Annotated in this window: 29 protein-coding genes and 1 tRNA gene; 15 read left to right on the forward strand and 15 right to left on the reverse strand. The window is 71.6% G+C overall.

What is annotated here, in order from left to right; all coding sequences use genetic code 11:
- The first annotated feature begins 21 nt into the window (after positions 1–21).
- The 8 genes from crcB (at position 22) to BCF33_RS11740 (ending at position 7,456) form a co-directional block, all read left to right on the forward strand.
- Positions 22–396 carry a fluoride efflux transporter CrcB gene (crcB, locus tag BCF33_RS11705; RefSeq protein WP_106161618.1) on the forward strand — a complete coding sequence of 125 codons (375 nt, stop codon included), beginning with the start codon at positions 22–24 and terminating at the stop codon, positions 394–396.
- A complete protein-coding gene (locus BCF33_RS11710; protein WP_106161098.1) occupies positions 393–1,421 on the forward strand; it encodes an RluA family pseudouridine synthase in 1,029 nt (342 codons plus the stop codon). Before crcB ends, BCF33_RS11710 begins: the two co-directional genes overlap by 4 nt.
- A complete protein-coding gene (locus tag BCF33_RS11715) occupies positions 1,418–2,059 on the forward strand; it encodes an HAD hydrolase-like protein (protein ID WP_106161099.1) in 642 nt (213 codons plus the stop codon). The genes BCF33_RS11710 and BCF33_RS11715 overlap by 4 nt, the downstream gene beginning before the upstream one ends.
- Positions 2,056–2,766 (forward strand): ATP12 family chaperone protein, encoded by a 711-nt coding sequence (locus tag BCF33_RS11720; protein WP_106161100.1) that lies wholly within the window; start codon positions 2,056–2,058, stop codon positions 2,764–2,766. Before BCF33_RS11715 ends, BCF33_RS11720 begins: the two co-directional genes overlap by 4 nt.
- Positions 2,767–2,925: 159 nt before the next feature.
- The gene (locus BCF33_RS11725; RefSeq protein ID WP_106161101.1) at positions 2,926–3,948 is read left to right on the forward strand and encodes an amino acid ABC transporter substrate-binding protein; all 1,023 of its coding nucleotides are present in this window, start codon (positions 2,926–2,928) and stop codon (positions 3,946–3,948) included.
- A 124-nt stretch (positions 3,949–4,072) separates the two neighbouring features.
- Complete coding sequence (locus BCF33_RS11730; RefSeq protein WP_106161102.1) at positions 4,073–5,314, forward strand: amino acid ABC transporter permease; 1,242 nt, start codon at positions 4,073–4,075, stop codon at positions 5,312–5,314.
- A gap of 4 nt (positions 5,315–5,318) precedes the next feature.
- Entirely contained in the window at positions 5,319–6,644 is a 1,326-nt protein-coding gene (locus tag BCF33_RS11735; protein ID WP_106161103.1) for an amino acid ABC transporter permease, read from the forward strand.
- Positions 6,645–6,655: 11 nt separating this feature from the next.
- Positions 6,656–7,456 carry an amino acid ABC transporter ATP-binding protein gene (locus BCF33_RS11740; protein WP_425432773.1) on the forward strand — a complete coding sequence of 267 codons (801 nt, stop codon included), beginning with the start codon at positions 6,656–6,658 and terminating at the stop codon, positions 7,454–7,456.
- Here the strand turns inward: BCF33_RS11740 and BCF33_RS11745 are convergent.
- From BCF33_RS11745 to argB, 3 genes are read right to left on the reverse strand one after another with little or no spacing between them, the layout of a single operon-like run.
- A complete protein-coding gene (locus BCF33_RS11745; RefSeq protein ID WP_106161104.1) occupies positions 7,450–7,989 on the reverse strand; it encodes a SixA phosphatase family protein in 540 nt (179 codons plus the stop codon). The genes BCF33_RS11740 and BCF33_RS11745 overlap by 7 nt on opposite strands.
- Complete coding sequence (locus BCF33_RS11750) at positions 7,986–8,597, reverse strand: ferredoxin (protein ID WP_106161105.1); 612 nt, start codon at positions 8,595–8,597, stop codon at positions 7,986–7,988. Before BCF33_RS11750 ends, BCF33_RS11745 begins: the two co-directional genes overlap by 4 nt.
- Positions 8,590–9,450, reverse strand: a complete 861-nt coding sequence (gene argB, locus BCF33_RS11755; protein WP_106161106.1) for an acetylglutamate kinase — start codon at positions 9,448–9,450, stop codon at positions 8,590–8,592. Before argB ends, BCF33_RS11750 begins: the two co-directional genes overlap by 8 nt.
- A gap of 50 nt (positions 9,451–9,500) precedes the next feature.
- On the opposite strand from argB, the gene BCF33_RS11760 reads away from it, so the two are divergent.
- Both BCF33_RS11760 and BCF33_RS11765 read left to right on the forward strand, forming a co-directional pair.
- Entirely contained in the window at positions 9,501–10,226 is a 726-nt protein-coding gene (locus BCF33_RS11760; RefSeq protein WP_106161107.1) for an SDR family NAD(P)-dependent oxidoreductase, read from the forward strand.
- Positions 10,227–10,459: 233 nt separating this feature from the next.
- On the forward strand, positions 10,460–12,220 hold the full coding sequence (locus tag BCF33_RS11765; RefSeq protein ID WP_106161108.1) for an ABC transporter ATP-binding protein: 1,761 nt from the start codon (positions 10,460–10,462) through the stop codon (positions 12,218–12,220).
- On the opposite strand, the gene yihA is transcribed toward BCF33_RS11765, so the two are convergent.
- From yihA to rpmH, 7 genes are all read right to left on the reverse strand, one after another.
- Entirely contained in the window at positions 12,217–12,867 is a 651-nt protein-coding gene (gene yihA, locus BCF33_RS11770) for a ribosome biogenesis GTP-binding protein YihA/YsxC (protein WP_106161109.1), read from the reverse strand. The two genes, BCF33_RS11765 and yihA, sit on opposite strands and share 4 nt — an antisense overlap.
- Positions 12,864–13,601 (reverse strand): MOSC domain-containing protein, encoded by a 738-nt coding sequence (locus BCF33_RS11775; RefSeq protein WP_106161110.1) that lies wholly within the window; start codon positions 13,599–13,601, stop codon positions 12,864–12,866. Before BCF33_RS11775 ends, yihA begins: the two co-directional genes overlap by 4 nt.
- Positions 13,598–15,493 carry a membrane protein insertase YidC gene (gene yidC / locus BCF33_RS11780; RefSeq protein ID WP_106161111.1) on the reverse strand — a complete coding sequence of 632 codons (1,896 nt, stop codon included), beginning with the start codon at positions 15,491–15,493 and terminating at the stop codon, positions 13,598–13,600. The genes BCF33_RS11775 and yidC overlap by 4 nt, the downstream gene beginning before the upstream one ends.
- Before the next feature lie 95 nt (positions 15,494–15,588).
- Positions 15,589–17,067 carry a GGDEF domain-containing phosphodiesterase gene (locus tag BCF33_RS11785; protein WP_106161112.1) on the reverse strand — a complete coding sequence of 493 codons (1,479 nt, stop codon included), beginning with the start codon at positions 17,065–17,067 and terminating at the stop codon, positions 15,589–15,591.
- Positions 17,068–17,117: 50 nt separating this feature from the next.
- Positions 17,118–17,351, reverse strand: coding sequence for a membrane protein insertion efficiency factor YidD (gene yidD / locus BCF33_RS11790; protein ID WP_106161113.1), 234 nt, complete (start codon positions 17,349–17,351; stop codon positions 17,118–17,120).
- A complete protein-coding gene (rnpA, locus tag BCF33_RS11795) occupies positions 17,348–17,695 on the reverse strand; it encodes a ribonuclease P protein component (RefSeq protein ID WP_211292387.1) in 348 nt (115 codons plus the stop codon). Before rnpA ends, yidD begins: the two co-directional genes overlap by 4 nt.
- 83 nt (positions 17,696–17,778) lie before the next feature.
- The gene (gene rpmH / locus BCF33_RS11800) at positions 17,779–17,913 is read right to left on the reverse strand and encodes a 50S ribosomal protein L34 (protein ID WP_106161114.1); all 135 of its coding nucleotides are present in this window, start codon (positions 17,911–17,913) and stop codon (positions 17,779–17,781) included.
- A 277-nt stretch (positions 17,914–18,190) separates the two neighbouring features.
- Between rpmH and BCF33_RS11805 the strand changes: the two genes are divergently transcribed.
- From BCF33_RS11805 to BCF33_RS11825, 5 genes are all read left to right on the forward strand, one after another.
- Positions 18,191–18,919: a TVP38/TMEM64 family protein gene (locus tag BCF33_RS11805; protein ID WP_106161115.1), complete on the forward strand. Its 729-nt coding sequence runs from the start codon at positions 18,191–18,193 to the stop codon at positions 18,917–18,919.
- Positions 18,920–18,922: 3 nt separating this feature from the next.
- The gene (locus tag BCF33_RS11810; RefSeq protein WP_106161116.1) at positions 18,923–20,380 is read left to right on the forward strand and encodes a dihydrolipoyl dehydrogenase family protein; all 1,458 of its coding nucleotides are present in this window, start codon (positions 18,923–18,925) and stop codon (positions 20,378–20,380) included.
- A 24-nt stretch (positions 20,381–20,404) separates the two neighbouring features.
- Entirely contained in the window at positions 20,405–21,811 is a 1,407-nt protein-coding gene (locus BCF33_RS11815) for a sensor histidine kinase (RefSeq protein WP_106161117.1), read from the forward strand.
- A 98-nt stretch (positions 21,812–21,909) separates the two neighbouring features.
- A tRNA-Arg gene (locus BCF33_RS11820) sits at positions 21,910–21,986 on the forward strand.
- A 194-nt stretch (positions 21,987–22,180) separates the two neighbouring features.
- Positions 22,181–22,375 carry a hypothetical protein gene (locus BCF33_RS11825; RefSeq protein WP_106161118.1) on the forward strand — a complete coding sequence of 65 codons (195 nt, stop codon included), beginning with the start codon at positions 22,181–22,183 and terminating at the stop codon, positions 22,373–22,375.
- Here the strand turns inward: BCF33_RS11825 and BCF33_RS11830 are convergent.
- The 5 genes from BCF33_RS11830 to rimM all read right to left on the reverse strand — a co-directional run bounded on the left by BCF33_RS11830 (position 22,372) and on the right by rimM (position 25,658).
- Positions 22,372–23,160, reverse strand: coding sequence for a division plane positioning ATPase MipZ (locus BCF33_RS11830; protein WP_106161119.1), 789 nt, complete (start codon positions 23,158–23,160; stop codon positions 22,372–22,374). The genes BCF33_RS11825 and BCF33_RS11830 overlap by 4 nt on opposite strands.
- 240 nt (positions 23,161–23,400) lie before the next feature.
- Positions 23,401–23,622: a 50S ribosomal protein L31 gene (gene rpmE, locus BCF33_RS11835; protein WP_106161120.1), complete on the reverse strand. Its 222-nt coding sequence runs from the start codon at positions 23,620–23,622 to the stop codon at positions 23,401–23,403.
- Between the two features lie 13 nt (positions 23,623–23,635).
- Positions 23,636–24,031 carry a 50S ribosomal protein L19 gene (rplS, locus tag BCF33_RS11840; protein ID WP_106161121.1) on the reverse strand — a complete coding sequence of 132 codons (396 nt, stop codon included), beginning with the start codon at positions 24,029–24,031 and terminating at the stop codon, positions 23,636–23,638.
- Positions 24,032–24,042: 11 nt separating this feature from the next.
- A complete protein-coding gene (gene trmD, locus BCF33_RS11845; protein WP_106161122.1) occupies positions 24,043–24,876 on the reverse strand; it encodes a tRNA (guanosine(37)-N1)-methyltransferase TrmD in 834 nt (277 codons plus the stop codon).
- A 269-nt stretch (positions 24,877–25,145) separates the two neighbouring features.
- On the reverse strand, positions 25,146–25,658 hold the full coding sequence (gene rimM, locus BCF33_RS11850; protein ID WP_106161123.1) for a ribosome maturation factor RimM: 513 nt from the start codon (positions 25,656–25,658) through the stop codon (positions 25,146–25,148).
- Positions 25,659–25,724 lie beyond the last annotated feature (66 nt).

Consider the following 25,724-nt stretch of genomic DNA (forward strand, 5'->3'; position numbering starts at 1 on the left):
GTGGCGACGCATGTGCGGGCGATGCTCTCCACGCTGATCCACGTCGCGCTCGGCGGCGCGCTGGGCGCCTCGGCCCGCTGGGGGCTGGGACTCTGGGTGTCGCGGCACGTCACGGGGGCGCTGCCGCTCGCCGTGCTGGTGGCGAACGTGGTCGGCTCCGCCCTGATGGGCGCCTTCGTCGTCTGGGCGGCGCGGACGGGGCATACCGAGTGGCTGCCCTTCGTCGCGGTGGGCTTCCTCGGGGGCTTCACGACCTTCTCGACCTTCTCGCTCGAGGCGGTGACGCTCTTGGAGCGGGGCGAGGTCGGGGTCGCCGCCATCTACGTCGCGCTGTCCGTGGGCCTCTCGATCGGGGGGCTTGCGCTGGGCGCGCTGGCCGCGCGGGCCGCGCTGTGAGCGGGGTGCGCACGGTGACCGTCGCCCCCGGCGAGGGGGACCAGCGGCTGGACCGCTGGCTGAGGCGCCGCTTTCCGCAGATCACGCAAGGAAGGATCGAGAAGGGCTGCCGCAAGGGCGAGATCCGGATCGACGGCGCGCGGGCGAAGGCGTCCGCCCGGGTCGAGGAGGGGCAGCAGGTGCGCGTCCCCCCGCTGCCGGAGGCCGCCGCGCCCGCGCCCGCCCGCCCTTCGGTGCCCGAGGCGGACGCGCGGATGATGCGGGACGCGGTGCTCTGGCAGGATGCGCACGTGATCGCGCTGAACAAGCCGCCGGGCCTGCCGACCCAGGGCGGCACCGGGCAGGGCGGGCGGCATGTGGACGCCCTGGCCGAGGCGCTGGCCGAGGGGGGCGAGAAGCCCCGGCTGGTCCACCGGCTGGACAAGGACACGTCCGGCGTCCTCCTCCTGGCGCGCACGCGAACCGTCGCCAAGGGGCTGACGGAGGCGTTCCGCGCGCGCTCGGCACGCAAGATCTACTGGGCCGCCGTCGCGGGCGTTCCCAGCCCGCGCATGGGGACGGTCCGCTGGGGCCTCGTGAAGGCGCCCGGCCGGCAGGGCGAGCGGATGAACGTCGTCCACCCGCGCGAGATCGACGCGACGCCCGGGGCCCAGCGGGCGACGACGGACTATGCGGTGATCGAGGCGCTGGCCCAGCGGGCGGCGTGGTGCGCCCTCGTGCCGGTCACGGGGCGCACGCACCAGCTTCGCGCCCACATGGCCGCCCTCGGGCATCCCGTGGTCGGGGACGGCAAGTATGGCGGGTCGGGGCAGGAGAACCTGGGGGACGGCTGGGGCGCCCAGATGGGCCCCGAGGTCGGACGCAGGTTGCATCTCCACGCCCGGTCCATCGCCTTCGACCACCCCGTCACCGGGGGCCGCGTCACCGTCACCGCCCCGCTGCCGCCGCACATGACGGCGACTTGGGACCTCTTCGGCTGGGACGCGGCCGAGGCGCCCGCCGATCCGTTCGAGGAGGCGCCGTGAAGCTCCTCCTTCTCGACGTGGACGGTACGCTCGTGGACAGCCAGGGGCATATCCAGGCGGCGATGGAGGCTGCCTTCGCCGCGCGCGGCTTGCCCGCCCCGGACCGGGAGGGGGTGCGGGGGATCATCGGCCTGTCGCTGCCCGTGGCGATGGCGCGCCTCGCACCCGGTGCGGACGCCGAGGCGCTGACGCGGGCCTACGGGGAGGCTTTCCATGCCACGCGGGACGATCCGGCCGCGCGCTCGCCGCTCTATCCCGGCGCTGGGGAGGCGGTGGAGGCGTTGCTCGCGCGGGACGACCTCCTCCTCGGGATCGCGACGGGCAAGTCGCGGCGCGGGCTGGACCACGTTCTCGAGGCGCACGGGCTGCGGGGCCGCTTCCACACGGAGCAGGTCGCGGACCACCATCCTTCCAAGCCGCACCCCTCCATGGTGTGGACGGCTCTGGCGGAGACGGGGGTGGAGGGCGGCGACGCCGCGCTGCTGGGCGGTAGTCCCTACGACATGGAGATGGCCCGCTTGGGCGGCATCCGGGCGCTGGGCGCTCTCTGGGGCTATGGCGCGCCGGAGGCGCTGAGGCGGGCCGGGGCGCATCGCCTCCTGGCCGGATGGGACGAGATCGCGGGAGAGCCGGCGTGAGCGAGTGGAAGGCGAAGCGTTTCTGGAAGGCCGTGGAGACGGCCGACGTGGATGGGGGGCACGAGGTCAGGCTGGACGGACGCCCGGTGCGAACGCCCGCGAAGGCGCCGCTGGTGCTGCCGACCCCGGCGCTGGCCGCGGAGGTCGCGCGCGAATGGGACGCGGTGGGCGAGACGATCGATCCCGGCGCGATGCTCGCGACGCGGGCGGCCAACAGCGCCATCGACAAGGCCGCGCCCCAGCGCGAGGCGCTGATCGACGAGCTGGCCGGCTTCGGCGAGACCGACCTTCTTTCCTACCGGGCGGCGCATCCCGAGGGGCTGGTCGCGCGGCAGGCGGCGGAATGGGACCCGCTGCTCGACTGGGCCGAGGCGCGGTTCGGCGCGCGGCTCCGGCCGGTCACGGGGGTGATGTTCGCCCCCCAGCGCCCGGAGGCGCTGGCCGCGCTGCGCGCGCCGCTTGAGGCGTCGGACGCGTTCGGGCTGACGGCCCTGTCCGATCTCGTGGCACTGTCGGGCAGCCTCGTGATCGGGCTGCGCGCGGCCGAGGGGGACGCGGACGTGGAAGGGCTCTGGCAGGTCTCGCGCCTGGACGAGCGCTGGCAGGCCGAGCTCTGGGGCGCCGACGACGAAGCCGAGGCCGACGCTGCGCGCAGGGGGAGGGCCTTCGCCGCGGCGGCGCGCTTCCATGCACTCTCGCGGTCATGAACGGCGTCACCCGGCGTCCGCCTTGACCGCGGGTGCGGCATCTGCCCTATTCTCGCGCATTACGGCCATCGACCGGCCGTATCCCGCCGACCACCGGCGGGGCGCGATACCTAAGGCCCCCGGCACAAGGGGGCGATATACCAGGAAGAGGTTCCTTCGATGAAGAAAACAGTGCTTCTCGGCACCGTGGCCGGTCTCGCCGCCGGTGGCGCGCTCGCCCAGAACTCGAGCACGCTCGAGCAGGTGCGCGACCGCGGCAACCTGATCTGCGGCGTGACCACGGGCTTGACCGGTTTCTCGGCCCCCGACGCCAACGGCGAATGGCAGGGCTTCGACGTCGATCTCTGCCGCGCCATCGCCGCGGCGACGCTGGGCGATCCCAACGCGGCCGACTTCGTGACCACCACCGGCCAGACGCGCTTCTCGGCGCTCGCCTCGGGCGAGATCGACGTGCTGACGCGGAACACGACCTGGACCTACTCGCGCGACAACGACCTCGACTTCGAGTTCGCCGGCGTGAACTACTATGACGGCCAGGGCTTCATGGTCCCCGCCGAGCTGGGCGTGACCTCCGCGCTCGACCTCGACGGCGCGACGGTCTGCATCCAGACCGGCACCACGACCGAGCTGAACCTTGCGGACTTCTTCCGCGCGAACAACATCTCCTACGAGCCGGTGCCGATCGAGACGAACGCCGAAGCCCAGCAGCAGTACCTCGCGGGCGCCTGCGACGTGTACACAACCGACGCCTCGGGCCTGGCCGCCACGCGCGCGACCTTCGAGAACGCGGACGAGCACGTCATCCTGCCGGAGATCATCTCCAAGGAGCCGCTCGGCCCCGCCGTGCGCCACGGCGATCCGGTCTGGGGCGACATCGTCCGGTGGACGCTGAACGCCCTCGTCACCGCCGAGGAGCTCGGCATCACCAGCGCCAACGTGATGGACCTCGCCGCCGAGGCCGGCGACAACCCGGAGGTCAACCGCCTGCTCGGCACCGAGGGCGAGCTGCCCGAGATGCTTGGCCTCGAGTCGGACGCCTTCGCGAACGCGATCGCGGCGGTCGGCAACTACGGCGAGATCTTCGAGCGCAACATCGGCGAATCGACCCCGATCGGCCTCGCGCGGGGGCTGAACGCCCTCTATACCGAAGGCGGGCTGCAGTACGCGCCGCCCTTCCGCTGATGCGACAGGGGGGGAGGGGGCGCCACGTCGCGCCCCCTTCTCCACCCCACCTAGGACGACCCCCAGCTGATCGCCCGCGCACGGGCGGCGCCGAAGACCAGGGGGCGGCAAGGGACAGGTCCTTATGACGACGATCGACCACGCCGGCCGGGGCGAGGGGGGCTTCCGCCTCTCGCAGCTTCTGTACGACCGGCGCTACCGCAGCCTGACGATCCAGGCCGTGGCCATGATCCTGCTCGTGCTGCTCGTCGTCTGGCTGGTGGACAACACGGTCACGAACCTTTCCCGACAGGGCAAGGACATCGACTTCGGCTTCCTCGGCACGGTCGCCGGCTACGACATCAACCAGACGCTCATCCCCTATTCCAGCCAGGACACGCATCTGCGCGCCGCCGCGGTCGGCATCCTGAACACGCTGCTCGTCGCCTTCCTCGGCTGCATTGCCGCCACGATCGTCGGCGTCCTCGCAGGGGTCGCGCGCCTGTCGAGGAACTGGCTGATCTCCGGCCTGATGGCCGTCTACGTGGAGGGGTTCCGCAACGTGCCCCTGCTGCTGTGGATCATCGTGATCTTCGCGGTCATGTCGGAGGGGATGCCGCAGCCTCGCGCGTTCCGGGGCGACGATCCGGCCGCGTCCATGCTGCTGGGCGACAGCGTCGCGATCACCAACCGGGGCATCTACATCCCGGGGGTCGAGTTCGCGGCCCCCCTCGCGGGCTCGACCGGGTGGACATGGGCCCTGATCCTCGGGGCGGTCCTGGCCGGCGTCCTCGCCGCGCGGGTGGTGAAGAAGCGCGCCGATGCCCGGCAGGAGGCGACGGGCGAGCGCCCCGTGACATGGCCGCTGCGGCTGGCGCTGATCCTCGGGCCGGCGATCGCGCTGCTCTTCGTCTTCGGGGCGGGGCTGAACAAGCCGGAGCTGGCCGGCTTCAACTTCCAGGGCGGGATCCACATGCGGAACTCGCTCATCGCGCTGTGGTTCGCGCTGACCCTCTACACCGGCGCCTTCATCGCCGAGAACGTGCGCGCCGGCATCCTGTCAGTCTCGAAGGGCCAATCCGAGGCGGCCTTCGCGCTGGGGCTCAGGCCGGGCCGCACGATGAGCCTCATCATCCTGCCGCAGGCGCTGCGGGTCATCATCCCGCCGCTGATCTCGCAGTACCTGAACCTGACGAAGAACTCATCCCTCGCGCTCGCGGTCGGGTACATGGACGTGCGCTCGACCCTCGGGGGGATCACGATCAACCAGACGGGCCGCGAGCTCGAGGGAATGCTCCTCCTCGGACTCTTCTACCTCGTGACCTCGCTCACGATCTCGGCCCTGCTGAACGTCTACAACGGCAGCGTTAAGCTGAAGGAGCGCTGAGGCCATGTCCGACACGCACGCACAGACGGCCGCCTTCCAAGCCTCCTTTGTCCGCGAGGAGATGGTCGCGGCCTCGCCCCCGCCCGCGCGGGACAGGGGGGTGGTCAAGTGGCTGCGCGAGAACCTCTTCTCCTCGTGGCTGAACGTGATCCTGACGGTGTTGGGACTGCTGGCGATCTGGTGGATCGCCTCGCACGTCTTCCCGTGGATGCTGCGCGGCATCTGGGTCGCCGATTCCCTGTCCGAATGCCGCGAGATCCGGAACGAGCGCTACGGCGAGGGGGTCGGCGCCGCCTGCTGGGCGGTCCTGACGGAGCGGTGGAACCAGCTGATGTTCGGCTTCTACCCGCAGGATCTCTATTGGCGGCCGGTCGCGGGCGTGGCCTTCTTCGTCGCCGCCCTGATGCCGATCCTGTTCTCGCGCCTGCCTCGCTGGACGCTCTGGTTCAGCGCGGCCGCGCCCTTCGTCGCCTTCTGGCTGATCTGGGGCGGCACGATCTGGGCGCCTGTCGTGGTGGCCGGGGGCTTCGCCCTGGGGGCGCTGGCCTACGTGGCGCTGTCGAACGTCAACCAGATCGCGGCGACCCTCGCCGCGATCGTGGTCCCCGTGCTGTTCTGGCTCTTCGCCGCTGGGCCGCTGATCGGCGCGCTGCAATCGGCGATCCCCCTCGCCATCGAGTTCGTGCCGTCCGACGATATCGGCGGCTTCCTCCTCGCGGTGATCATCGGCTTCTCGGCGATCATCCTGTCGCTGCCCCTCGGCATCCTCCTGGCGCTGGGGCGGCGGTCGGACCTCTTCATCATCTCGAAGGTCTCGGTCGCGTTCATCGAGACCATCCGCGGCGTGCCGCTGATCGTTTGGCTCTTCACCGCCTCGCTGCTGCTGAACTACTTCATGCCGCCGGGGACCAACTTCGACCTGATGCTGCGCGTCATCATCATGGTGACGCTCTTCGCCTCGGCCTATATCGCCGAGGTCGTGCGCGGCGGCCTCGCAGCGCTGCCCAAGGGCCAGTACGAGGGGGCCGACTCCCTCGGGCTGGACTACTGGCAGTCGATGCGCCTCGTGATCCTGCCGCAGGCGCTGAAGATCTCGATCCCGGGCATCGTCAACACGTTCATCGGCCTCTTCAAGGACACGACGCTGGTGGTGTTCATCGGGCTTCTCGACCCGATCGGCCTGTCGAACGCGATCCGCGCCACGACCGCGTGGAACGGCATCTACTGGGAGCTCTTCATCTTCATCGGGCTCCTCTTCTTCGTCTGCTGCTTCGCGATGTCCCGCTACTCCATGTACCTCGAGCGCAAGCTGGCGCGCGAGCACCGCTGAGGAACCCCGTCATGGCCATGACCGACACCGCCGCGCCCGCCGCCGAGATCGACCGCTCGAACATGCGCGTCTCGGACGAGGTCGCGATCTCGATCGAGAACCTCAACAAGTGGTACGGCGAGTTCCACGTCCTGCGCGACATCGACCTGAAGGTCATGCGCGGCGAGCGGATCGTCGTCTGCGGGCCCTCCGGCTCGGGCAAGTCCACCCTGATCCGCTGCATCAACGCCCTGGAGGAGCACCAGCAGGGCCGGATCGAGGTGGACGGGACGGTCCTGTCCTCGGACCTCAAGAACATCGACAAGATCCGGTCCGAGGTCGGGATGTGCTTCCAGCACTTCAACCTCTTCCCGCACCTCACCATCCTCGAGAACTGCACGCTCGCGCCGATCTGGGTCCGCAAGACCCCCCGCCGCGAGGCCGAGGAGACGGCGATGCACTTCCTCGAGAAGGTCAAGATCCCCGAGCAGGCCGACAAGTATCCCGGCCAACTCTCCGGCGGGCAGCAGCAGCGCGTCGCCATCGCGCGGTCCTTGTGCATGCGTCCGCGCATCATGCTCTTCGACGAGCCGACATCGGCCCTCGATCCCGAGATGATCAAGGAGGTGCTCGACACGATGATCGAACTTGCCCAGGACGGCATGACGATGATCTGCGTCACGCACGAAATGGGCTTCGCCCGTCAGGTCGCCAACCGGGTCATCTTCATGGACCAGGGCCAGATCGTCGAGCAGAACGAGCCCGAGGCGTTCTTCACCGATCCGCAGAACGACAGGACGAAGCTGTTCCTCAGCCAGATCCTGGGTCACTGATCGCCGCGGCGGGCTTCGCCCGCCGGCCCGATCCCCTGTTCAAGGTCGGCCGGCACCGCGAAGCCCAAGACCTCGCCCGTGCCGCGGAGGGCGCCGGACCAAGCCGGAGCGTCGAAGCGGACCGCCAGCGTCGCAGCCGTCGGGAAGTCCTGGAACCGCGGGTGATCCGGCGCCGCGCGGACTAGCCGGGCCGCCAGTTCGGCCAGGCCGGGATTGTGCGCCACCACGGCGACCGCTTCCTCGGGGGATCCCGCCAGGGCGTCCAGGATGGCCTGCGGCGGCGCGTGATAGAGCGCCTCGAGGTCCGTGCGCGGCGGCTTTCCCAGTGCCGGGGCGATGCGGCCCCAGGTCTCGGCCGCGCGCGCGGCCGTGCTGACCAGCGCCCGCCCCGGCACCCAGCCGTTCCCGGCGAGCCACGCCCCCATCAGGGGCGCCTGCCGCCGGCCGCGTTGGGCCAGGGGGCGGTTGTGGTCGGGCCCGGTAGCGGCGCGGTCGGACTTGGCGTGGCGGATCAGGATCAGCGTGCGGCTCACGACGCCTCTCCGGCGAAGGCCCGCATGTGGAAGGCGGCCTGCGCGTCCGGTCTGTGCCACTGCTGCGAGACGGGGCAGGCGTGACGCACGGCGCATCCGCGCGTCCGGCAGTCCGACCCCTCGGGCGAGCGGACGTAGTCCAGGCAGCGCGGCACGTCGTAGCCGCCCGCGTTCAGCGCATCCACCGGGCAGGCAGTCAGGCAAGGCTTGGGACAGGGCGGGCAGGGCGATCCGACGCCCTCGGGCACCGGCCTCTCGCCGGGTAGCGCCACCGCCCCGCGCATGGAGGTCCAGAGCCCCGCCTCGCCGTCCACCAGCAGGCCCACGGGGCTCTCGAAGGCCCGGCCGGTGGCCGCGGCCCAGCGCAGGAACGGATGCCAGGGCGGGCCGCCGAAGGGGAACGACGCCTCGCCCCCCTCTCGCGCGGCGAAGGCGCCGATCACGCGCTCGCTCCAGCGGTTCATCGGATCGGGCCGGCCGTCCGCGTATTCCGGCGAGGCCGTGAACACCGCCCAGAAGCGCGGCTCGGCAGGGGCGAGGATCAGGATCGTCCGTCCGCCCTTGCGGAAGCCGCCGAGGACGCGGAGCCCCTCCGGCGCGTCAGCCACGTATCAGGCTGCCCGCGCCGTGATCGGTGAAGAGCTCCAGCAGCACGGCGTTCGGCACCCGCCCGTCGAGGATCACGACGGCCCGCACCCCGCCTTCCAGGGCCTCCAGCGCGGTCTCGGTCTTCGGGATCATGCCTCCGAGGATGGTGCCGTCCGCCGTCATGGCGCGTACCTTCTCGGCCGTCAGCTCGGTCACCACGTCGCCGGCCCGGTCCTTCACGCCCGCCACGTCCGTCAGGAGGAGCAGCCGGTCCGCGCCCAGGGCCTGCGCCACCGCCCCGGCGAAGGTGTCGCCGTTGACGTTGAACGTCTCGCCACCCGCGCCGCCGCCGATGGGCGCGATCACGGGGATCATGTCCGCCGCGAAGAGGGTCCGCAGAACGGAGACGTCCACCTCGGACGGCGCGCCGACATAGCCGAGGTCCGCCGCGACCGGCCTACAGCTCACGAGGCCGGCATCCTTGCCCGACAGCCCCACTGCGCGGCCGCCCTGGCCCTGGATGGCCTGCACGATCCGGGCGTTGACCCGGCCCCCCAGCACCATCTCGACCACCTCGGCGGTGGTCCCGTCGGTGACGCGCTTGCCGTTCGCGAACGTCGTCCCGACCCCCAGGCGGCCGAGCATCTCGTTGATCATCGGCCCGCCGCCATGGACGATGACCGGGTTGACGCCCACTTGCCGCATCAGCACGACGTCGCGCGCGAATCCCTCCATCGCCTCGTCCGAGCCCATGGCGTGCCCGCCCAGCTTGATGACCACGACCGCCCCGTCATAGCGTTGCAGATAGGGCAGGGCCGAGCTGAGGGTGGCAGCGGTGGCGATCCAATCGCGGTTCATGCTCTGTGTCCTCATGGCCCGGTGCCCCTACAGGCGCGCCGCCCCCCTGCCAACAGGTGCCCGCGATGCAGAAGACCCTCCTCCTGACGGGCGCGAGCCGCGGGATCGGCCACGCGACGGTCAAGACCTTCTCGGCGCAGGGATGGCGGGTGCTGACCTGCTCGCGCCAGCCCTTCGATCCGCGCTGCCCCTGGCCCGGCGGTGCCGAGAACCACGTCGAGATCGACCTCGCCGACCCCGGGAAGACCATCGCGGCCCTGGACGTGATCCGCGGGAAGCTCGGCGGCCGCCTCGACGCCTTGGTGAACAACGCCGGCATCTCGCCCAAGGGCGAGGGGGGCAAGCGGCTGTCGACCCTGACCACCGACCTCTCGACATGGGGGCAGGTGTTCCACGTCAACTTCTTCGCCCCCGTCGTCCTCGCCCGCGGGCTGAAGGACGAGCTGGTCGGGGCGGGCGGGGCGATCGTCAACGTCACGTCGATCGCCGGCAACGAGGTCCACCCGTTCGCGGGCGCGGCCTACGCCACATCCAAGGCGGCGCTGAAGGCGCTGACGCGCGAGATGGCGCACGATTTCGGCCCCCTCGGGGTGCGCGTGAACGCCATCGCCCCCGGCGAGGTCGAGACCTCGATCCTCTCGCCCGGCACGGAGGACATCGTCCAAGACCTGCCCCTGCGCCGCCTCGGCCAGCCCCGCGAGGTCGCGGAGGTGATCCACTTCCTCTGCTCGGACGCCTCCTCCTACGTGTCGGGCACGGAGATCGAGGTGAACGGCGGCCAGCACGTTTAGCCCTGCCCACTCGGCGGCCCGCCGCCGGCGCGGCTTGACGCTATGTCGCAGGACACGCTAGAGGTCGCGCATCACGGAACGCGAAGGAGGACGACGATGGACGCCATGACCCTCGACACCGCCCCCTTCGCCGGCGTGCGGACCCGCTTCCGCTAGACGTCGTCCGGCCCCCTTCAGGGCCGCATCCTAACGTTCCACGAAGGCGCCGCCCGCCCGGGCAGGCGATCTCCGCAATGGCCATCCATACCAAGCGCGACGCGTTCGCGCGCGTCCTCTCCTTCGCGTTCTCGCGCTGGCGTCGTCAGCCCGGCCGGCTGGCGGCGACCGTCGCCCTCGTCCTCCTCGCCACGGCGGCGGACGTCGCGATCCCCGTCGCGACGGGCTGGCTGGTCGGGGCTGTGGCCGAACCGGCCGGCTCGCCCTGGAGGGCGCTCGCCCTGCTGCTGGCGCTGGGCGCGCTGTCCATCGGGGCGCGCATCGGCAGCTACTTCGTCATCATCGACTTCACGCTCGCCACCATGCGCGAGACCATCGCCGAGGTCTTCGCCCGGGTGCAGCGCCTGCCCACTGGCTGGCACGCGAACGCCTTCGCGGGCGCGACGGTGCGCCGGATCACGCGGGGGGCCTGGGCGCTGGACGACCTCGCCGACCTTCTCTTCCTGGAGCTGGGTCCGGCGGTGGTCGTTCTGATCGGCACGGTCGCCACCCTGGCGGCCTTTCGGCCGGAGGCCGGGCTCCTGGCCCTTCTGGGCGCGTCCCTCTTCATCGCCGTCTCGCTTTCCATGACGCTGGCCTGGGTCGCGCCCGCCGCGCGGCTGGCGAACGCGCAGGACAGCCGCATCTCGGGCGCGATCGCGGATGCGGTCACCTCGAACGCGGTGGTCAAGGCGCATGCATCCGAAGGGCGCGAGGACGTCCGCCTCGCGCGCATCACGGACAAGTGGTCCGCGCGCAGCCGGCGGACCTGGCGACGGGGCACGGCCACGGGACTGGCGCAGGACACGGTCCTCTGGGCGCTCCGCGCAGCGGTGCTGGGCGCGGCGCTGCTGGCTTGGTCGCGCGGCCTCGCCGGCCCGGGCGAGGTGGCCTTCGCCGTCTCCGCCCTAGGGATGTTGCACGGCTACCTGCGCCAGATCGGCAGCCAGGTGCGGATGCTGCAGAAGGCGGTCAACGACGCCGAGGAGATGGTCGATATCATGGACGTCGCCCCCGAGGCCCCGGTCGCCCGCACCCCCGCGCGCGCCCTGCCGCGCTGCGCCGCCGCCCTCGCCTTCGAGCATGTCGGCTACGGCTACGACGGTGCGCCATCGCCTCTCTTCTCGAACCTTCACGTCGGGGTGCCGGCAGGGCAGAAGGTCGGGCTCGTCGGACGCTCGGGCTCGGGCAAGACGACCTTCGTCAAGCTGATCCAGCGCATCCACGAGGTGACGGAAGGGCGGATCACCCTGGGCGGTGTCGACATCGCCTCGGTCCGGCTCGACGACCTGCGCCGCCACGTCGCCCTCGTCCCGCAGGAGCCGATCCTGTTCCATCGGAGCCTCGCCGAAAACATCGGCTACGCCCGCCCGGACGCCGGCATGGACGCGGTGCGCGAGGCCGCCCGCCGCGCCGGGGCGCACGGGTTCATCGAACGGCTGCCCAAGGGCTACGGCACGGAGGTCGGCGAGCGGGGCGTGAAGCTCTCCGGGGGCGAGCGCCAGCGCGTCGCCATCGCCCGCGCCTTCCTGTCGGACGCGCCGGTCCTCGTCATGGACGAGGCGACCTCCTCGCTCGACTCGGAGGCCGAGGCCCGCGTCGCCGAGGCCGCCGAGCGTCTGATGGAGGGGCGCACGACCCTGGTGATCGCCCACCGCCTCGCCACGGTCGAGCGGATGGACCGGATCCTGGTCTTCGATCGGGGCCGCATCGTCGAGGACGGCCCCCCGGCCGAGTTGATGGCGCGCGACGGAGGTCTCTACCGCGCGCTGCGGGACCGACAGACCCTCGCGGCCTAGTCCGCGAGGCCCATGATCGCCGCGCGCAGGGCCGGCACCCCCTCGCCGGTCTCGGACGAGGTCAGGATGATCTCCGGAAAGGCCGCGGGGTGCCGGTTCAGGGCATCCCGCGTCCGCTCCAGTGCGGCGTCCCGGTCGCGGGCCTTACCCTTGTCCGCCTTGGTCACGACCGCCTGGAAAGGTACGGCGGCCTTGTCGAGCAGGCCCATGATCCCCTCGTCGACCGGCTTGGCCCCGTGGCGCCCGTCGATCAGCACGAAGGCCCTTTTCAGGTTGGGCCGCCCGGTCAGGTATGCCTTCAAGAGGCGCTGCCACTTCTCCTTCACCGCCACGGGGGCCTCGGCGAAGCCATAGCCCGGCAGGTCCACCAGATAATGGCTGGCGGCGACGGTGAAGAAGTTGATCTCTTGCGTGCGGCCCGGCGTGTTCGACGCCCGCGCCAGTGCGCGTCGGCCGGTCAGCGCGTTGATCAACGTCGACTTCCCCACGTTCGAGCGGCCGGCCATGCATACCTCCGCCCGGTCCGGGGGCGGCAGGCCGTCCATCGCGACGACGCCCTTCAGGAACTCGGCCTTGGAGAGGAGGACGCGCGCCTCCTCCGCCTGGGCGGGCGCGGGCTCCCCGGCAAGGGGGAAGGGCAGCCTCACGCCGCCACCGGGTCGTTCATGGCGACCTCGCCCCCATGGATCACCCGCGCGTGGATGCCGAACGCCGCCTCGCCCCGCAGGCGCCGCATCGCGCCCATCGTATCGGCATCGCGACGTCCCGTCGCCGGATCGGCCTCGGTGGCGCGGCAGCGAAGGATCGGCTCGACCCCTTCCAGCACCGCCCCGCCCACGCGGAATCGGCGGCCGATCCAAGCGTCCTCGCCGAACGCCGCCGCCCCGTCCACCCACAGGTTCCCGCGGAACCGGCGCGGATCCAGCGCGCGGCCCGCGGCCTCGGACAGCGCAGCCAGCGAGGCGGTCGAGTGGACCGACACCGTCGGCATGGACGCGTCCGTCATGCCCTGTCCCTCCGCCCGAATCAGCGCGGCCGGGCCGGGCCGTCCCTCGGCATAGAGGGGTCGCGCCCATTCGATCAGGCGCTCGCCTTCGGCGTCCGGGTCGAACCGCAAGTCCGGCCGGTCCGGGTGGCGAAGGGTCATGCGGCGCGCCTCCTCGTCCCATTCGGCGCCGATGGCCATCAGCGCCGGCGACTTGGCCCCGCGCCCGAAGTTGCGGCAGGCGGCCCAGCCCGCGCCCTTGATCCGGGCGCCCTCGTCCGCCACGGCCCAGTGGCGATCCCAGGGCATGGTTCGGCCGCCCTCCAGGCGGACGCGGTTCAGCGCCTCGGCCCCGTGCCCCTTGATCGGGTGCCGCCAGAGTGCCGCGACCCTCATTTTCCCGAAGGCGGCCCGGCCTCGTTCGCGACCTTCCGCTTGCGAAACCCCTCGCGGATGTTGCCGAACACGTCCGGCCTCATCCCCTGGCTGCGCATGATGAGGTACTGCTGCGTGAAGGTGATCGTGTTGTTCGCGATCCAGTACACGACCAGCCCCGACGCGAAGCCGCCCAGCATGAACATGAACACCCAAGGCAGCCACGCGAAGACCATCGCCTGCGTGGGGTCCGTCGGTGCCGGGTTCAGCTTCTGCTGCAGCCACATCGAGATGCCCAGCAGAAGCGGCAGGATGCCGATGAAGACGAGGGCGAGGATCGTCCCCGGCTCGGGCGCGCCGTAGGGCAGCAGGCCGAAGAGGTTGAAGATCGAGGTCGGGTCGGGCGCGCTGAGATCCTGGAACGGCCCGAAGAAGGGCGCGTGCCGCAACTCGAGCGTGACGAAGATCACCTTGTAGAGCGAGAAGAAGATCGGGATCTGCACCAACAGGGGAAGGCAGCCCGCGGCGGGGTTCACCTTCTTCTCGCGGTACATCTTCATCATCTCCTGCTGGAGCTTCTGGCGGTCGTCACCGGCCCGCTCCTTGACCTTCTCCATCTCGGGCTGGAGCTCCTTCATCTTCGCCATGGAGACATAGGACTTGTAGGCGAGCGGCAGCAGGATCGCCTTGATGATCAAGGTCAGCACGATGATCGCCACGCCCATGTTGCCGATGGCGAGGTTCAACTCGTGCAGGACGAAGAAGATCGGCTTGGTGAGGAAGAAGAACCAGCCCCAGTCGATGCTGTCGAGGAAGCCGTAGATGCCCGCCTCCGTCCCGAAGAGGCCGTAGCGCAGGCTCTCGCCGAAGCCTTCGAGGTCGCGGCCGGCCTCGTACTCCCGGATGGTCTCCCATTCCTTCGCGCCGGCGAAGAGGCGCATCGTCGTCGCGCCCGTCTCGCCCGGGGCCACGCTGAGGGTCGGCAGCCGGGCCTCGGCGGTGCGGATGTCGGCGTTGGGGACGTATTTCGCGACGCTGAGGAAGGGGCCGTCCTCGGGGATGAGGGTGGTCATCCAGTACTGGTCGGTGAAGCCGATCCAGCCGGCCTCGCCGACTTCGATGGGCTCGGTGCCGCCGCCTTCGCGGGGGTCGGAGGGGAAATCCTCCATGTCGTCGTAGTCGATCTCCTCGAGCTCGCCGTCGCTCATGCGGACGACGCCCTCGTGGAGGATGAAGAAGCCCCGCAGGTCGGCGGGCAACCCCTCGCGCGCGATGAGCCCGTAGGGCGCGAGCGCGACGGGGGCGTCCGTGGCGTTGGCGACCTCCTGCCGGACGGTGAACATGAAGTCCTCGTCCACCGCGATCGTCCGCCGGAAGATCAGGCCGGCGCCGTTGTCCCATTCCAGGACCACGGGGGCCTCCGGCGTCAGCGCTTCGCCCGAGACGAGGCGCCAGGGCGTCGCGGGCCCGGGAACGGCCTCCGTGCCGAGCGCGGCCGTGGGGGCCCAGCCGAAGAGGGCGTAGTAGCTGCCGACGTCCTCCACCGGCGACAGGAGGCGCACGAGCGGCGAGTCCTCGTCCAGCGTCTCGCGGTACTGGGTAAGTTCGAGGTCATCGATCCGCCCCCCCGCGAGGTTGATCGAGCCGGTCAGCTCGGGCGTCGCGATGGGCACGCGGGGCGCCCCGGGCGCGGGCGGCGCGCCTGCGCCCGCCTGAGCCGGAGCCCCCGGCCCCTCGACCGGGCCGGGGGTCGGGGCGACCCCGTCCACGCCGACCTGAGCAGCCGGGACGGGCGCCTCGGGGGGAAGCTCCTCCTCGGGGGTGGCGGGGGGGAAGAAGACGAACCACACCAGCAGGACCAGCGTCGAGAGCACGGTCGCCACGATCAGGTTGCGGTTGTTGTTCTCTTCCATGGGGAGGACGCCGGTGCTTTCAGGGAATCGCCGCCTTCAACCGACCGGGGACCGGAAGGTCAAGGGTACGGCCGCCGCGGAGGTCGCCGCCCCGCCTATGTAGCATGGCCGACGCGGGGCAGGTTGGCCAGGGCGGCGGCGCGGGCGGCGATCCAGCCCGGAACGGCGTCCGCGGGCATGGGGCGGGCGACGCCGAAGCCCTGCACCGCGTCACAGCCGAGCTGCGACAGGACGGCCAGCTCTTCCGGCGTCTCGGCGCCCTCGGCCACGGTGGCGAGGTCGAGCCGTGCTGCCATCTCGACGATGGCGGCGACCATCCGCCGCTGGCCGTCGTCGCTGTCGAGCCGGGCGACGAAGCTGCGGTCGATCTTCAGGCGGCGTATCGAGAAGCGGCGGATGACCCCGATCGACGCTTGCCCGGTGCCGAAGTCGTCGAGGTCGACGCCGCAGCCCATCGCGGCGATCTCGGCGAGATTGCGGCAGATCACGTCGTCCTCCGTCCCCGCAACCACCGTCTCGAGAACCTCGACCGCGAGGCGGCCGGGCGTCAGGCCCCACCCGTCCAGCGCGTGCGCGATCCGTGCCGGCAGGGTGGGGTCGGCCAGCTCTGGCCCGGAGACGTTGATCCCGACCTGCGGCACGCGCACCCCGGCGCGGTCCCATCCCGCCAGCGCCTCGAGCGCTTGGTCGAGCATCTTGTCGCCGAGCCTGGGAAGAAGGCCCGCCCGCTCGAGCTCGGGGAGGAATTCGGATGGGGGGAGGGGGCCGCGGACGGGGTGCCGCCATCGCGCGAGCGTCTCGAAGCCGGAGGGCATCCCCGTGCCGGTATCGATCTGCGGCTGGAACCACGGGACGATCTCGCCCCGCTCGAGCGCGCGCGCGGCAGCGCCGGCTCGTGCGTCCCGGCCGCGACGCTCGCAACCCATCCGGGGGGTGAACGAGCGGGTCGCGCCCGGTCCGGCCAGCACGGCCTCGTCGGCGGCGATCTCGGCCGCCTCGATCATGGCCGCGCCCGTGCGGGCGCCGGCATCCTCGCCGCACAGCCCCACGGAAGCGCTGAGCTGGAGGGTCCGCCCCCCGATCGGCAGCCCGCGCGCGACGGCCGATTGCATCCGGCCGGCGAGGCGCAGCAAGGCCTCCGTGTCCGTATGGCGGGCAGACGCCAGCGCGACGGCGTGACTTCCGTCCTCCAGCCGGGCGACGACGTCGTCCGAGCGGCACGTGGCGCGCAGCCGCTCGCCCACCATGGGCGCGATCTCGCCAGCGTCGCGCCGGCCGACGCGATGCGACGCGCGGGGCAGGTCGTCCACCACGACGACGAAGCAGGCGGTCCGTCCCTCGCCCCCGGCGCGGAGCGCCTCCTCAAGCCGGACCTCGATCAGGGCGCGTCCTTCCAGCGGCGGGACGTGTGGCCGGCGAGGCCGTGCCAGGAGCGCGGCACCCGCCAGGCTCGCCCCGCCCAGGGCCGCTGCGCCGCCGAAATGCTGCGCCGCGAGCGCAGCGATCGGCGCAAGCGCGACCAGCAGTAGGCGCCGCGGCGGGATCCGCTGCGGCGTCAGGCTTGGAACTGTCATGGCGGGCCTCCCTCCGGCGAGGCCCTAGCGCGGAACCTGTGGAGGTTCCGTTAACGGGGCCGTCTTTCCGGCACCGGATCCCAGCCGTGCCCCCCGAGCGGATGGCAGCGCAGCAGCCGCCGGAAGGTCAGCCACCCGCCCCTTAGCGCGCCGTGCATCTCCAGCGCCTCCAGCGCATAGGCCGAGCAGGTCGGCTGATAGCGGCACGAGAAGCCCACGAGCGGGGAGAAGGTCGCGCGGTAGAGATGTACCGGCGCGGCGAGGATACGCGCGCCCCAGGTCATCCGTGCACCTTCGCCAGGGCGTCGCGGACATCCGCCAGAAGCGCGTCGAACGGCCGCGCCGCCGTAGCCCCGAGGCGGCCGATCAGCACGTAGTCGAAACCCTCGCGCGCGAGGGGCCTCAGCGCCAGCCTCGCCGCCTCGCGGAGGCGTCGCTTGGCGCGGTTGCGAGCGACTGCATTCCCGACCTTCCTCGAGCAGGTGAAGCCGACGCGCGCGCCGTTGCCGTCGCCGCGATCACGGGCCTGGAGGGTGAAGGAAGGCGTCCCGGCCCGCCGGGCCCGCGCGGCGAGAAGGAAGTCCCGGCGCTTCGAGATGGAGGGAAGGGGGGTCTTCTGGTCCGGCAAGTCGTCCTCCGACGTGCCGGGGGCGCCCGCGGCCTCTGCCGGGGTGCCCTCGGGTCGTTCGGCGCCCCGGGCGGGGCGGGCGCTCAGGCGCTCAGGCGCTTGCGGCCCTGCGCCCGGCGGGCATTGAGGATCTTGCGGCCGGCCTTGGTCGCCATGCGCGCGCGAAAGCCGTGGCGGCGCTTGCGGACGAGGTTCGACGGCTGGAATGTGCGCTTCATGATCTCTCTCCGGGGCCGGGGGCCGGCGGATATCCCGTGGGATCACGCCCGCCCGTCATTTCGAAAGTCGCTCACTAGAGCCCGCATGCCATCGTGTCAACGGCCGCGAGCGCCGGCAGGGCGCGCCGAAGCCGGTGTCGCGCCGCCCGATCCGTGCGGGCGCGGCCGTAACACTTCCCTGGCGGCATCAACGCGGCGTGAAAGGGGTATCGGAGGCCGTGCGCGATGGGCATCTCACCGGGAACTGCTAGCGCGGCGCAAGGAAGGCGAGGCGATCATGACGACCCGAACCGATGCGAAGGGCAGCCTGGCCCGGCGCCTTCCCCTCCTCGCGGTGATCCTCGCGGCGGTTCTGGGCGCGTTCTTCCTGCGCGGCCATCTCTCCTTCGACGCCCTCGCCGAGAACCGCGAGCGCCTCCTGGCCTTCCGGGATGCGAACTACGCCTTCGCCGCGCTCGCCTTCCTCGGCCTCTACGTCGCCGTCGTGGCTTTCTCGCTGCCCGGGGCGACGGTGATGACGCTTGCGGGGGGGTTCCTCTTCGGGATTCTCCCGGGCGCCCTCTTCAACGTCCTCGCCGCCACGACCGGCGCCACGGGCATCTTCCTCGCCGCGCGGCTCGGCCTCGGCGACCGGCTAGCGGCGCGGATGAACGCCTCCGAAGGGATCGCGGGGCGGATCAAGGCTGGGATCGACGCGAACCAGTGGGAGACGCTCTTCCTCGTCCGCCTCGTCCCGGCGGTGCCCTTCTTCGTCGCCAACGTCCTGCCGGCCCTCTTCGGGGTGCCGCTCTGGCGCTACGTCGTCACGACGTTCCTCGGGATCGTGCCGGGCACGGTGGTCCTCACCTCCGTCGGCGCGGGGCTGGGCGAGGTCTTCGCCAAGGGCGAGACCCCCGACCTCGGGATCGTCTTCCAGCCGCACGTCCTCCTGCCGATCCTGGGGCTCTGCCTCCTCGCGGCGCTTCCCATCCTCCTCAAGGCCGTGCGCGGCCGGAAAGGGCTCTGAGCCATGAACCAGCAAGCCGCGACGCCTCGAACGGCCATCCCGCAGAGGATCGCCACGGACGTCCTCGTCATCGGCGCGGGCTCGGGCGGCCTCTCGACCGCCGCGGGGGCCGTTCAGATGGGGGCCGACGTCGTCCTCCTCGAGGACGGCCTCATGGGCGGCGACTGCCTCAACTACGGCTGCGTGCCGTCCAAGGCCCTCCTCGCGTCGGCGAAGCACGCCCATGCCATGACGGCGGGCGCGCCCTTCGGCGTCGAACCCGTCGAGCCGGAGGTCGACTATGCCCGTGCGATGGGCCATGTCGAGGAGACGATCCGCACCATCGCCCCCGTCGACTCGGAGGAGCGGTTCAGGGGCCTCGGCGTCACCGTCATCCGCGAGCGGGGTCGCTTCACCGCCCCGGACACGGTCCAGGCCGGCCCGCACACGATCACCGCGCGCCGCATCGTGATCGCGACCGGATCGTCGCCGCTCGTGCCGCCGATCCCGGGCCTCGACACGGTGCCCTTCCTCACCAACGAGACGCTGTGGAAGCTGCGCGAGCGTCCCGGCCGCTTGCTGATCGTCGGCGGCGGGCCCATCGGGATGGAGATGGCGCAGGCCCATCGGCGCCTGGGATCCGAGGTCACGGTGATCGAAGGTGGCAAGGCGCTGGGCAAGGACGACCCCGAACTCGCCGCGGTCGTATTGGAGCGCCTGCGCGCCGAGGGGGTGGGGATCGAGGAGGAGGCGAAGGTCGCCGAGGTCTCGGGCCCCGAGGGTGCGATCACCGTGACCGCCGAGGACGGGCGCGCCTTCGAAGGCACCCACCTCCTGATCGCCGTGGGCCGCAGCGCCAACGTGCAGGACCTCGGGCTGGAGGAGGGGCGGGTCGAATACTCGCCCCGGGGTATCGAGGTCGGCGACGACCTGCGCTCCGTCTCCAACCGGCGCGTCTACGCGGTAGGCGACGTCGCCGGGCGCCTGCAGTTCACGCATGTCGCCGGCTACCATTCGGGCGTGGTGATCCGCTCAATCCTATTCGGCCTGCCGTCCAAGGCCCGGCAGGGCCACATCCCCTGGGCCACCTACACCGATCCCGAGCTGGCCCAGGTCGGGTTGACGGAGGCCGAGGCCCGGCAGAAGCATCCAGGCCGCGTCGAAGTCGCCCGCTTCCCCTTCGACGAGAACGACCGCGCCGTCGCCGAAGGGGCGACCGCCGGGCTCGTGAAGGTGATGGTGGTGAAGGGCCGTCCGGTCGGCGCGTCCATCGTCGGGCGCGACGCGGGCAACCTGATCGGGGTCTGGGCGCTGGCCATCTCAGCCGGGCTGAAGATGAGCCAGGTCGCTGGCATGGTCGCGCCGTATCCCACGCTGGGCGAGGCGTCCAAGCGGGCCGCGGGGGCCTACTTCTCGCCCCGCCTCTTCGAGAACGCCGCCGTCAAGCGGGCGGTGCGGCTGGTGCAGAGGTTCCGCCCCTGACGGGGCCGCACTAGGGTGGCGCCCATGCTGCGGACCCTCTCAGGCCGGTTCCTGGTCCTCTCGGCGCTCTTCGTGATGCTGGCCGAGGTGCTGATCTTCGTGCCCTCCATCGCCCGCTACCGGGAGGAGTGGCTGTCCGCCCGGCTCGAGGCCGCGCAGATCGCCGCCCTTTCGGTGATCGCCGGCGACGACATGATCGCCGCCACCCTCGAGGCCGAGCTGCTGGAGACGGCGGGGGTCTACAACGTGGTCCTGCAGCGCGACGCGGTGCGCCAGCTGATCCTGTCCTCGGACCTGAGGGGGCAGGTCGCCGCGTCGTACGACCTACGGACGGCGACGCCCCTTACGCTGATCCGCGATGCCTTCGCCCGCCTCCTCGACCCGGAGGACGAATTGATCCGGGTGGTCGGCGCGCCCCTGGGGGAGGCCGGGATCGCGATCGACGTCACCCTCGATTCGGGGCCGTTGCGCGAGGCGATGATCGACTACGGGATCCGAATACTCCTGCTTTCGCTCGTCATCTCGCTCGTGTCGGCGGGGCTCCTCTTCCTCGCGGTGCGCCGCGTGCTGGTGCAGCCCATCCGCCGCGTCACCGGGGCCATGGCCCGCTACGCCGCCGCGCCGGAGGACGCCCGCTCGCTGATGGAGCCGACCTCCACCACGCGCGAGCTGCGCGAGGCCGAGGAGGCGCTGCGCGCCATGCAGGAGGAGGTGACCCAAGCCCTGCGCCAGAAGGACCGGTTGGCGCAGCTCGGCGGGGCGGTGGCGAAGGTCAGCCACGACCTTCGCAACATCCTGACGACCGCGCAGCTCTTCCTCGACCGCGTCGAATCTTCCGAGGATCCGATGGTCCGCCGCGCCGCGCCCCGCATCGTCGGCGCGCTGGAGCGGGCGATCAACCTCTGCGAGGGCACCCTCGCCTTCGGCCGCGCGGAGGAGCCCGCCCCCCGGCTCGCGCCGGTCCTCCTCGCCCCGCTCGTGGGCGAGGTGGTCGACGGCGAGCGGCTGGCCGCCGGGGATGCCCCGGTCACGTTCCGAGAGGACATCCCCGCCGGACTGACGCTGCGCGCGGATGGCGAGCAGCTGATCCGCGTCCTCGCCAACCTCGTGCGCAATGCCCGTCAGGCGCTGGAGGCGACGGGGGAGCGGGGCGAGATCGCCATCGCCGCCGGCGAGGACGAGGAGGCCTGGTGGATCGCCGTCCGCGACGACGGCCCCGGCCTTCCGGCCCGCGCGCGCGAGAACCTCTTCTCCGCCTTCAAGGGCAAGGCCAGCAAGGGCGGCACCGGCCTCGGCCTCGCGATCGCGGCCGAGTTGGTGCGCGGCCATGGCGGCACGCTCGAGCTGACTGGGACGGGCGGGGAAGGCACGACCTTCACCATCAGGCTGCCCAAGGGGCTGGCCGCGGGCGCCGCCATCGTCGCCGCGTGACGCCCTGCCCCGCCGGGGGCCCGAAAGCCTCCTCCGGCCGCCGGACGGCACGACGCCCCCTTGCGCCTGCCCGCACGGGCGGCTAGGTCGCCCTCTACGCACTGGTAGCTCAGCTGGATAGAGTATCTGACTACGAATCAGAGGGTCGGGGGTTCGAATCCTCCCCAGTGCGCCACGCCGTCCTCCCGGGGCGGCGTTTGCGTTTCTGCTTTCGGTTCAATTCCGCTGCGTCCCAGCGGCGTCGTTCGCCCGGCGTGAACCACCGCCCCATTCGCGCACCGCTTCGCCTCTCGAATGTCCCACGGGCTTCCAAGCCGTGCCCGGAACGGGGGTGAGGAGAGGCTCGTCAAACGAGAACGGAGCCGTTCCATGAACCGTCTGATCGAAGCGTTCCTCGCCCCCCGCGTCTCGCGGCACGATCCGTTCGAACGCCTCGCCGCCGCGCGCGCCTCCGCTGACGCGCAGGCCGAGCGCGACCGGATCCGCGCCGTCCGCCGCGCCGCGCTCCTCGCCGCCCGCGCCGAGGCGCAGGCCGAGCTGGAGGCGGCGGTGGGTCCTGCCTAGACGCGGATCTCGACGCCTGGCAGCTGCAGCGTCCGCATCAGGTCGCGCAGCTCGTTACGGGCGGAGATGTTGGAGACGTTCAGCCGCGCCGCGCCCACGTCGCGCAAGTCGAGCAGCGTCAAGCCTCGCGGGAACAGTTCGCGGAACACCACCCTTTCGGAGAAACCGCTGGCCGCCCGGAACCCGATGCGGCGCCCCAGCTCACCGACCGCCTGCTCCATCTTCGCCTTGTTGAGCATCTTCTGGGCCCCGAGGCGATTGCGCACGACGATCCAGTCGATCGGAGGCAGCCCGGCGCGCGACCGGGCCTGACGGGCGTTCCAGACCATCTCAGAGTAGATGGAGGGTCCCCGCACCTTCCCGTCCCTGTCGACCTTCGCCAGAAGGTCGAAATCCACGAAGCTATCGTTCAGCGGCGTGACCAGTGTATCGGCCATCGTGTGCGCGACCTGGGACAGGCTGGTATGGCTTCCCGGGCAGTCGATCACCACGAAATCCGTGCCCGGCGCAATCCCCTCCAACGCGCGGGAGAGGCGGTCGTCGGCCGGCTCGTCTTCGCGCGGCTCCGGAAGGGGGACGTAGGTCGGGCACGGGAGGGGGACGCCCTCCGCGCTCTGCGCCTCGGCCCGGTTCGCAAGGTAGCGGGCCATGCTCTTCTGCCGCAGGTCGAGATCGAGGGCAGCGACCGCCTGCCCCATCCGCGCGAGCGCCGTCGCGATGTGCATGGCGGTCGTGGACTTGCCGGACCCGCCCTTCTCGTTCCCGACGACGATGATGTGCGTCATTCTCTCTTCTCGATCCCCTGTCTGTGCGGCGTGCTCTAGAACACGCCGCCGCAACCCGGAAGCGGGCGCGGCGGCCGAGCCGTGCCTCTGTCGTGCCGCGGCGCAGCGATTGGGCGATGAACGAGACCCGGGCCGGACGGACGGAGCATCGTGCGGGAGGGCTGGGCGACCGCCCCCCCGGAACGAGGAACGCCGCCCCGAGGGGGCGGCGTCCATGGAAGCACGGCGTTTGCCTGCGGATCAGAATCCGAGGCCCTCGTACTTCTTCTTGAACTTCGACACGCGCCCGCCCGCGTCCATCAGGCGGGTGCCGCCGCCGGTCCAGGCTGGGTGGACCGAAGGATCGATCTCCAGCGTCAGTTGATCGCCTTCCGAGCCGTAGGTCGAGCGCATGGTCACCACGTCGCCGTTCGTCATCTTGACGTCGATGAAGTGGTAGTCGGGATGTGTATCGGCTTTCATGATCTGAACCCTCTCACTCGGCCGCTTCTGCGGGCTTCGACCGGCGGGGCCGGTAGTTGGTCTTCTCGGCGATCCGCGCTGATTTCCCGCGACGCTCGCGCAGGTAGTAGAGCTTGGCCCGGCGCACGCGGCCCCGGCGGACGACCTCGATCGAGTCGATGTTGGTGGAGTAGAGGGGGAACACCCGCTCGACGCCCTCGCCGAAGGATATCTTGCGCACCGTGAAGCTGCCGGCGATCCCCTCGCCGTTCTTGCGGGCGATGCACACGCCCTCGTAGTTCTGCACCCGCGTGCGGGTGCCTTCCGTGACCTTGTAGCCGACGCGCACGGTGTCGCCGGCCTTGAAGTCCGGGATGTCCTTGCCGAGTGAGGCGATCTGCTCCCGCTCGAGCTGGGCGATGAGGTCCATGGACCTGTCTCCTATAATGCGGGCTTGTCGCCCTGTTCCTTCGCCTGCCGAGGGCTCTGGTCTTCGTCGCCGTCCGCACCGGTGTGCGCGCGCCAGAGGTCGGGCCTGCGTTCCCTCGTCAGCCTCTCGGCCGTGTCGCGCCGCCACCGTGCGACCGCCCCGTGATCCCCGGAGAGAAGAACCTCCGGCACGGCACGGCCCTTCCAGTCGGCGGGGCGCGTGTACTGCGGGTGTTCCAGCAGGCCCTGGGCGAAGGACTCCTCCTCCACGGACCTCTGGTTGCCCAGCACGCCGCCTATATGGCGCAGGCTCGCATCGATCAAGGCCATCGCGGCCAGCTCGCCCCCCGTCATCACGAAGTCCCCGAGGGAGACCTCGACCGCGCCGTGCGCCTCGAGCACCCGTTCGTCGACGCCCTCGAACCGGCCGCAGAGCAGGACCGCGCCCGGCCCCGCCGCCAAGCGCTTCGTCAGGGCATGGGTGATCGGCTCACCCCGGGGGGAGAGGTAGATCACCGGCGCATCCTGCATCCCCTCCCGCGCCTCGCGCAACGCCGCGTCCGCCACGTCCGGCCGGATCACGAGGCCCGGCCCCCCGCCGAACGGGGCGTCGTCCACCTGCCGGTGCCGCCCGAGGCCGTGGGCGCGCAGGTCCGTCAGCCGAAGCTGCCACAGCCCCTCCTGCAGCGCCCGTCCGGTGAGCGAGGCACCGAGCGGGCCGGGGAAGACGTCCGGCAGCAAGGTCGCGACGCTGGCCGTCCAGGCGCGCGCCAGGCGCCGAGGCCCCATCAGGTCGCGCGGGGCGCCGGAGGCGGCGATGGAGAGGCGGCCGTGCGAGCGGGACATGCGCCGCGGCTAGCGCGCGGCGCCCCCGGCCCGCAAGCCGGCCCGTGCGAAGGGCGGAGGCGAGGCAGGGCGGGGATCGGGCAGTCGGGTGCGTGCCGGGCCCGCTTGTCGCCGCGGCCCCCGCCTTGGGTTGGCCTCATGCACCCTCCCGCCTCTGCACGGAGGGGGGTGCCGCTTTGGCGGCCTGCCGCGCCGCCGGGGCCCGGGCCCCGCCCGATCGTCGCTCTCGCGTCCTCATTGGGAGCGGGGGCGGGCGACGTCGCGGCGCTTCAGTCGAGAAGGCCGTCGGGGGGATCGACGACGATGCGGCCGCCCGAGAGGTCGACGGTCGGCACGATCTCGCGCGTGAACGGGACGAGGGCGGTGCCGCCCCCCTCCTTCGCGGGTCGGTGAATCTCCAGGAGGTCCTGCTCGCCATGGGACAGCACCGCCTTCACCCGCCCCAGCACCGCGCCGCCGGGGTCGAGCACGGCCAGCCCCAGAAGGTCGGCTTGATAGAACTCGTCCTCGCCAGGATCGGGCAGGGCGGCCCGAGGGACGGTCAGACGGGTGCCGCGCAGGGCCTCGGCGGCCACTCGCGTGTCTACCCCGCCGAGGCGCACGGCGAAGCCGCCCTTCACCGCGCGCGCCGCCCGCACCGGATATTCGGTCCCGTCGGGGCCCATGAGGGGGCCGTAGTCGCCCACCGCCGCGGGGTCGGCGGTGAAGGACTTCAGCCGGACCTCGCCGCGGACCCCGAAGGCCCCGGCGACGGCGGCGACGGTCACGCGATCCTCGGGCATCGACCCTCCTTCTGTATCGGAAAGCATTTCATCACGGGGATCCGAAGGGGGCTAGGCTGGACGCGA

This window comes from Hasllibacter halocynthiae, assembly GCF_003003095.1.
GTDB lineage: Bacteria > Pseudomonadota > Alphaproteobacteria > Rhodobacterales > Rhodobacteraceae > Hasllibacter > Hasllibacter halocynthiae.